This is a genomic window from Streptomyces africanus (assembly GCF_002150735.1).
Classification (GTDB): Bacteria; Actinomycetota; Actinomycetes; order Streptomycetales; family Streptomycetaceae; genus Streptomyces; species Streptomyces africanus.
The window spans coordinates 21,188-29,151 of record NZ_MUKA01000266.1; the positions used below are offsets into that span (position 1 = coordinate 21,188).

Annotated in this window: 5 protein-coding genes and 1 pseudogene; 1 reads left to right on the forward strand and 5 read right to left on the reverse strand. The window is 72.5% G+C overall.

Features of this window, described 5'->3' with window-relative positions; translation table 11 throughout:
* Positions 1 to 22 precede the first annotated feature (22 nt).
* Positions 23 to 2,536 (reverse strand): DEAD/DEAH box helicase, encoded by a 2,514-nt coding sequence (locus CCL05_RS29885; RefSeq protein ID WP_167409635.1) that lies wholly within the window; start codon positions 2,534 to 2,536, stop codon positions 23 to 25.
* A gap of 145 nt (positions 2,537 to 2,681) precedes the next feature.
* Here CCL05_RS29885 and CCL05_RS29890 point away from each other — a divergent pair, with 145 nt between their 5' ends.
* Positions 2,682 to 3,476 carry a metal-dependent hydrolase gene (locus CCL05_RS29890; protein WP_086563793.1) on the forward strand — a complete coding sequence of 265 codons (795 nt, stop codon included), beginning with the start codon at positions 2,682 to 2,684 and terminating at the stop codon, positions 3,474 to 3,476.
* Positions 3,477 to 3,508: 32 nt separating this feature from the next.
* On the opposite strand, the gene CCL05_RS29895 is transcribed toward CCL05_RS29890, so the two are convergent.
* The 4 genes and pseudogenes from CCL05_RS29895 to CCL05_RS29910 form a co-directional block, all read right to left on the reverse strand.
* Positions 3,509 to 3,754, reverse strand: coding sequence for a type B 50S ribosomal protein L31 (locus CCL05_RS29895; RefSeq protein ID WP_086563794.1), 246 nt, complete (start codon positions 3,752 to 3,754; stop codon positions 3,509 to 3,511).
* Positions 3,755 to 3,789: 35 nt separating this feature from the next.
* The gene (locus CCL05_RS29900; protein ID WP_086563796.1) at positions 3,790 to 4,260 is read right to left on the reverse strand and encodes a DUF5709 domain-containing protein; all 471 of its coding nucleotides are present in this window, start codon (positions 4,258 to 4,260) and stop codon (positions 3,790 to 3,792) included.
* Between the two features lie 357 nt (positions 4,261 to 4,617).
* Positions 4,618 to 6,399, reverse strand: coding sequence for an ABC transporter ATP-binding protein (locus CCL05_RS29905; RefSeq protein WP_086563797.1), 1,782 nt, complete (start codon positions 6,397 to 6,399; stop codon positions 4,618 to 4,620).
* Positions 6,396 to 7,832 (reverse strand): annotated as a pseudogene (locus CCL05_RS29910) (ABC transporter ATP-binding protein); the annotation flags it as partial. The gene CCL05_RS29905 and the pseudogene CCL05_RS29910, both read right to left, overlap by 4 nt.
* Between the last annotated feature and the right edge of the window lie 132 nt (positions 7,833 to 7,964).

Genomic DNA, 7,964 nt, shown 5'->3' on the forward strand with positions numbered 1-7,964 from the left:
GTGCTCGCTGCTGCCCGGCCGTTCACAGTTGGCCGACGTCGGTGACCCGGACGACCGCCCGGCCCTCCGCGTCGGAGGCCGTGAGGTCGACCTCCGCGCTGATGCCCCAGTCGTGGTCGCCGCTGGGGTCGTGGAAGATTTGCCGGACCCGCCACAGCGCGTTCTCCGGCTCCTCCTCGATGATCAGCAGCTTGGGGCCGCGGGCGTCGGGGCCGGTGCCGAGGTCGTCGTACTCGTCCCAGTACTTGTCCATCGCCTCGCCCCAGGCGTCGGCGTCCCAGCCGGACTCCGCGTCCATCTCGCCGAGCTCCTCGACCTGGTCGAGGGCGGCGAGTTCGACCCGGCGGAACATGGCGTTGCGGACCAGGACGCGGAAAGCGCGCGCGTTGGCCGTGACCGGCTTGACCTCGTCGGCCTTCTCCTGGGCCTCCTCGGCGGTCATCTCCTCCGGGTTGGCGAGCTGCTCCCACTCGTCCAGCAGGCTGGAGTCGACCTGGCGCACCATCTCGCCCAGCCACTCGATCAGGTCCTGCAGGTCCTCGGACTTGAGGTCGTCCGGGACGGTGTGGTCGAGGGCCTTGTAGGCGCTGGCCAGGTAGCGCAGCACGATGCCCTCGGTGCGCGCCAGCTCGTAGTGGGACACCAACTCCGTGAAGGACAACGCCCGTTCGTACATGTCGCGGATGACCGACTTCGGGGACAGCGGATGGTCGCCGACCCAGGGATGGCTCTTGCGGTACGTGTCGTACGCGTGGAAGAGCAGCTCCTCCAGCGGCTTCGGGTACGTGATGTCCTGGAGGCGCTCCATGCGCTCCTCGTACTCGACGCCGTCCGCCTTCATCTGGGCCACGGCCTCGCCGCGTGCCTTGTTCTGCTGGGCGGCGAGGATCTGCCGCGGGTCGTCGAGCGTGGACTCCACCACGGACACCATGTCGAGCGCGTACGACGGCGATTCGGGATCGAGCAGCTCGAAAGCGGCGAGCGCGAACGTGGACAGCGGCTGGTTGAGCGCGAAGTCCTGCTGGAGGTCGACGGTGAGGCGGACGATACGGCCGGTCGCGTCCGGCTCGTCGAGCTTCTCGACGATGCCGCCGTCCAGCAGCGAGCGGTAGATCGCGATGGCCCGGCGGATGTGCCGCAACTGCTGCTTGCGTGGCTCGTGGTTGTCCTCCAGCAGGTGGCGCATCGCCTCGAAGGCGTTGCCGGGGCGGGCGATCACCGACAGCAGCATCGTGTGCGTCACCCGGAACCGGGAGGTCAGCGGCTCCGGTTCGGAGGCGATGAGTTTCTCGAAGGTCTGCTCCGACCACGCGACGAAGCCCTCCGGGGCCTTCTTGCGGACGACCTTGCGGCGCTTCTTCGGATCGTCTCCGGCCTTGGCGAGCGCCTTCTCGTTCTCGACGACGTGCTCGGGCGCCTGCGCGACGACGAAGCCCTCCGTGTCGTAACCGGCCCGGCCGGCACGCCCCGCGATCTGGTGGAACTCCCGGGCGCGCAGGGTGCGTACGCGGGTGCCGTCGTACTTGGTGAGGGCCGTGAACAGCACCGTGCGGATGGGCACGTTGACGCCCACGCCGAGGGTGTCCGTACCGCAGATGACCTTCAGCAGGCCGGCCTGCGCGAGCTTCTCCACCAGGCGGCGGTACTTGGGCAGCATGCCCGCGTGATGGACGCCGATGCCGTGCCGGACGTAACGGGAGAGGTTGCGGCCGAACTTGGTGGTGAAGCGGAAGTTGCCGATCAGCTCGGCGATCTGCTCCTTCTCCTCGCGCGAGCACATGTTGATGCTCATCAGCGCCTGCGCCCGCTCCACGGCCTGCGCCTGCGTGAAGTGCACGATGTAGACGGGTGCTTGCCGCGCCGCCAGCAGGTCGGTGAGCGTCTCCGTGAGCGGCGTGTAGCGGTACTCGTACGACAGCGGCACGGGGCGGGTCGCCGAGCGGACCACCGCCGTCGGGCGGCCGGTGCGACGGGCGAGGTCCTTCTCGAAGAAGGACACGTCGCCCAGCGTCGCCGACATCAGCACGAACTGCGCCTGCGGCAGCTCCAGGATCGGGATCTGCCAGGCCCAGCCGCGGTCGCCCTCCGCGTAGAAGTGGAACTCGTCCATCACGACCTGGCCGACGTCCGCGTCCTTGCCGTCGCGCAGCGCGATCGACGCGAGCACCTCGGCGGTGCAGCAGATCACGGGGGCGTCCGCGTTGACGGACGCGTCGCCGGTCAGCATGCCGACGTTCTCCGTGCCGAAGATCTTGCACAGTTCGAAGAACTTCTCCGACACCAGCGCCTTGATCGGGGCGGTGTAGAAGGTGACCTCGTCCCGGGCCAGCGCGGCGAAGTGCGCACCCGCCGCGATCATGCTCTTGCCGGACCCGGTGGGCGTCGACACGATCACGTTCGCGCCGGAGACCACCTCGATCAGCGCCTCCTCCTGGTGGGGATAGAGCGTGAGACCCCGCTCACCGGCCCACGACTCGAAGGCTTCGTACAGGGCGTCGGGGTCGGCGGTCCGCGGCAGCTGATCGATGAGGGTCACGCCCCCCATCTTGCCTGGCCTCCCGCCCGATGCGGGAATCGGCTGCGGGCGCGAAGATCGCGAACGCTACGCTGTGTCGCCGACGGGATGTCAGCGCGCCGGTCAACTGGACAGCGGTACACGAGGAATGGGGCGGGCCACGCCGATGATGGGACCAGCACACTCACTGTCGGGCGCCGCCGCCTGGCTCGGCGTCGGTGCGGCGGCCGCCGCGGCCGGGCACCCGATGCCCTGGCCGGTCCTCCTCGTCGGCGCCCTGGTCTGCGCCGGTGCCGCGCTCGCCCCGGACCTCGACCACAAGGCGGCCACCATCTCCCGGTCCTTCGGACCGCTGTCGCGCTGGCTGTGCGAGATCGTCGACAAGTTGTCGTACGCCGTCTACAAGGCCACCAAGAAGCAGGGCGACCCGCGTCGCTCCGGCGGGCACCGGACGCTCACGCACACCTGGCTGTGGGCGGTCCTGATCGGTGCGGGCACCTCGGTCGTGGCGATCACCAGCGACCGCTGGGGGGTGCTGGCGATCCTCTTCGTGCACCTGGTGCTGGCCATCGAGGGCCTGCTGTGGCGGGCGGCGCGCGGCTCCAGCAGCGACGTCCTGGTGTGGCTGCTGGCCGCGGCCACCGCGTGGATCCTCGCGGGCGTCCTGGACAAGCCGGGCAACGGCGCGGACTGGCTGTTCGCGGCGCCGGGTCAGGAGTACCTCTGGCTGGGGCTGCCGGTCGTGCTGGGTGCGATCGTGCACGACCTCGGGGACGCGCTCACCGTCTCGGGCTGCCCGGTCCTGTGGCCCATACCGGTGGGGCGCAAGCGCTGGTACCCGGTCGGGCCGCCGAAGGCCCTGCGGTTCCGGGCGGGCAGCTGGGTCGAGCTCAGGGTGCTGATGCCGGTGTTCATGCTGCTCGGCGGGGTGGGCTGCGCGGCGGCGCTCAACGTCATCTGAGCGCCGGCGGAGCTCATGCCGGGGGACGGGGCTCAGCGGCCGCCGTACCGCCGCTCGAACGCGGCGACCCGGCCCTCCGAGTCCACCGTGCGGGCCTTGCCCGTGTAGAAGGGGTGGCTCTCCGAGGAGATCTCCACGTCCACGACCGGGTAGGTCTCGCCGTCGTCCCACTCGATGGTCTGGTCGCTGGTCGCGGTGGACCGGGTCAGGAACGCGTACCCGGCGGCCCGGTCGCGGAAGACGACGGGGTGGTAGTCGGGGTGCTTGTCCTGCTGCATGGCTGCTCCTCGCGCGGCTCGGGTCGGTTCTGCGGTCAGCCGGACAGGGTGTCCTCGTCGACGATGTGCACGGCTGCCTCCTCGGCCGACGCCGCCCCGCCGTCGATGCCCACGTCCAAGGCGACCAGGGCACTCTCCTCGTCCTCGTGCGCACCCTCGTCGGGGGCGACGAGCCGGCCGGAGCGGGCGGCGCCGACCTCGTTGTCCAGGAGTTCCCCGTCGGTGCCCTGGCAGTCCCCGAGACCGTCACCGTCCGGGGCGACGGGCTCCGGCAGCTCCTCGGCGAGCCGCTGGTCCAGCGTCTCGCCCTGCCGCCGCTCCGCCGCCGTGACGCCCCTGTGCTCCACGGCCCAGGGCCGCTCGGGAGGGGACCAGCCCCGGTCGAGGGGATCGTCGACGCCGTCGTACTCCAGGGTGTCCTCGGCGTCGAGGAGCCCCGTGTCCTCTCTCTGCTCGGATGGTTCCGGCTGGTAGACGTCGTCTCCCCAGCCGTCGGAGCTCTTCACGGGTACCTCCAGGGGGTGGGGCGGGCCCGTTCACACCGGGGCCCGCGCCGGGCCGCCGCCACACGGAGCACTGACGCCGCCCGCCGCCGAACCGCTGCCGCGGTTCCCGGGCGTTTCCCCGAGCCGGTGCCTGCCTCCAGCCTTCCACCCCGCCTCACCACCGCGCAACGCCACGGAACGCCTCCGGCGGTCCGACCAGGAGAGGGGACCGACCCGGGCCCGGCTGCTCCTCCCGGGCCGGGCTCCCCCGGGGCCGCGCTGACCCGGGCCCGGGCCGAGTCGGGTGCCGGGCTGAGCCAGGGCGGGGCGTATCTGATCTCGCGACGCCCGTCTCACAACCCCCTCGGCACCCGCCCCTCACCCATGCCACGACCTCCACAGCGCCGCATACGCCCCGTCCGCCGTCACCAGTTCCTCGTGGCTGCCCAGTTCGCTGATGCGGCCGTTCTCGACGACGGCGATGACGTCCGCGTCGTGGGCGGTGTGGAGGCGGTGGGCGATGGCGACGACGGTGCGGCCGTCGAGGACCTTGGCCAGGGATCGTTCCAGGTGGCGGGCGGCGCGCGGGTCGAGCAAAGACGTCGCCTCGTCCAGGACCAGGGTGTGCGGGTCGGCCAGCACCAGGCGGGCCAGGGCGATCTGCTGGGCCTGGGCGGGCGTGACCGTCAGGCCGCCCGAGCCGACCTCGGTGTCCAGGCCGTCGTCGAGCGCCCGGGCCCAGCCGTCCGCGTCGACCGCGCCCAGCGCCGCCCACAGCTCGGCATCGCCCGCGCCGGTCCGGGCGAGCCGGAGGTTGTCGCGCAGGGAGCCCACGAAGACGTGGTGCTCCTGGTTGACGAGGGCGACATGGGCCCGGACGCGTTCCGCCGGCATCCGGGACAGCTCGGCGCCGCCCAGCGTGATCCGGCCGTCCCGGGGCGCGTAGATCCCCGCGAGCAGCCGGCCCAGCGTCGACTTGCCCGCACCCGAGGGGCCGACCAGGGCCAGCCGGGTGCCGGGCGAGACCTCCAAGGACACCTTGCGCAGGACATCCACGCCCTCCAGGTAACCGAAGTGCACCCGGTCGGCCCGCACATGGCGTCCGTCGGGGGACACGGAGGGGTCACCAGCGTCCGGCTCGATGTCCCGGACCCCGACGAGCCGGGCCAACGACACCTGGGCGACCTGGAGCTCGTCGTACCAGCGCAGGATCATGCCCACCGGGTCGACGAGCATCTGGGCGATCAGCGCGCCCGTCGTGAGCTGGCCGACGTCGATCCAGCCGTGCAGGGCGAACACACCGCCGACCAGGAGGACCGAGGCGAGCACGGTCACGTGCGTGACGTTGATGACCGGGAAGAGCACCGACCGCAGCCACAACGTGTAGCGCTCCCACGCCGTCCATTCCCTGATCCGGCGCTCCGACAGCGCGACGCGCCGGTCACCGAGGCGGTGCGCCTCGACGGTCCGCCCGGCGTCCACGGTCTCGGCGAGCGCGGCGGCCACGGCGGCGTACCCGGCGGCCTCCGAGCGGTAGGCGGCCGGTGCCCGCCGGAAGTACCAGCGGCAGCCGACGATCAGCAGCGGCAGGGCCAGCAGCACGGCGAGCGCCAGCGGCGGCGCCGTGACGACCAGCCCGCCCATCAGCAGCACCACCCACACCACGCCGATCGACAGCTGCGGCACGGCCTCGCGCATGGCGTTGGCCAGCCGGTCGACGTCCGTGGTGATCCGCGACAGCAGATCGCCGGTGCCGGCCCGCTCCAGCACGCCGGGCGGCAGCCCCACCGACCGGACGAGGAAGTCCTCGCGCAGGTCGGCCAGCATCCGCTCGCCGAGCATCGCGCCGCGCAGCCGTACCTCGCGGACGAACAGGGCGTGGACGGCCAGTGCCGCCACGAACAGTCCCGCGGTGAGTTCCAGCCGGAGGTCCCGCGCCCCGTCGGACACCCGCTCCACGACTCCGCCCAGCAGCCACGGACCGGCCATCGAGGCGACGACGGCGACCGTGTTGACGACGACGAGCAGCAGGAACGCCCGGCGGTGCCGGCGCAGCAGCTCCGCCACGTAGGCGCGGACGGTCGTGGGGGCGCCGACCGGCAGGGTGTTCGCCGTCGTCGGGGCGGCCGGGTCGTACGCCGGTGGCGCCACGCCGATCATGCCTTCTCCTCGATCTCTTCCAGGTCGTGCAGGACGTCCTTCAGGGCGACGGAACCGGTCAGCGCGACCTCGTCGTCCGTCTCGCGGGAGACCACCGCCCGGTAGCGGGGCTCGGTGTGCAGCAGCTCGCGATGCGTGCCGGCCGCCGCGACCTCGCCGTCGTGCAGGAACACCACCCGGTCGGCGCGGTCCAGCAGCAGCGGCGAGGAGGTGAACACCACGGTCGTGCGCCCCGCGCGCAGCTCCCGCACGCCCTGCGCGATCCGGGCCTCGGTGTGCGAGTCGACGGCCGAGGTCGGCTCGTCCAGGACGAGCACCTCCGGGTCCGTGATCAGCGACCGGGCGAGCGCGAGCCGCTGGCGCTGGCCGCCGGACAGGGACCGGCCGCGTTCGGTGATCCGCGCGTCCATCGGGTCGGCGGCGTCCACCGAGCCCTGCACCAGCGCCGCCAGCACGTCGTCGCACTGCGCGGCGGCCAGCGCCGCCCGCGGTTCGACGGCGCCCGACGCGGGGACGTCGAGCAGGTCGCGCAGCGAGCCGGACAGCAGTACGGGGTCCTTGTCCTGGACGAGGACGGCCGTACGGGCGCTGTCCAGCGGGAGTTCGTCGAGCGGCACACCGCCGAGCAGCACCGAGGTGCCCTCCTGCGGCGGATGCCCGCCCAGCCGTTCCGCCAGCCGGCCGGCCGCGTCCGGGTCGCCGCACACCACGGCGGTGAGCCGGCCGGAGCTCGCGAGCAGCCCGGTGTCCGGGTCGTACAGGTCGCCGGACGGGAGCTCGGCCCCGCGCGACCCGGCGGTGTCGGTGGCCCGCTCCAGCGCCAGCACGCCCGCGGCCCGTTTGGCGGACGGCCGGGAGAAGGAGTACGCCATGGCGATCTCCTCGAAGTGCCGCAGCGGATAGGTGAGGACCATCACCGAGCTGTAGACGGTGACCAGTTCGCCGACGGTGATCCGGCCCTGGCGCGCCAGGTGCACGCCGTACCAGACGACGGCGATGAGCAGCAGTCCCGGCAGCAGGACCTGGATCGCGGAGATCAGGGACCACATCCGGGCGCTGCGCACCGCCGCCTGCCGGACCTCCTGGGAGGCGCGGCGGTAGCGGTCGAGGAACAGTTCCTCACCACCGATGCCGCGCAGCACGCGCAGCCCGGCGACGGTGTCCGAGGCGAGTTCGGTGGCGCGTCCGGCCTTCTCGCGCTGCACGTCGGCACGCCGGGTGGCGCGGGGCAGCAGGGGCAGCACCGCGAGCGCCAGCACGGGCAGCCCCACGGCGACGACCACGCCGAGCGCGGGCTGGTAGACCAGCAGCGCGACGCAGACCAGCACGATGGTGACCAGCGCCGCGGTGAACCGCGACCAGGCCTCCACGAACCAGCCGATCTTCTCGACGTCACCCGTGGAGACCGCCACGACCTCACCGGCCGCGACGCGCCACCGAACTCGCCTCGGACACCGTCGCCGGGCTGCGCGTGCTGCGCGGCATCGGTGGTGAGGAACTGTTCCTCGACCGCTACCGCCGCGCCTCCCAGGAGGTCCGGCAGGCGGCGGTGCGCAGCGCCCGGA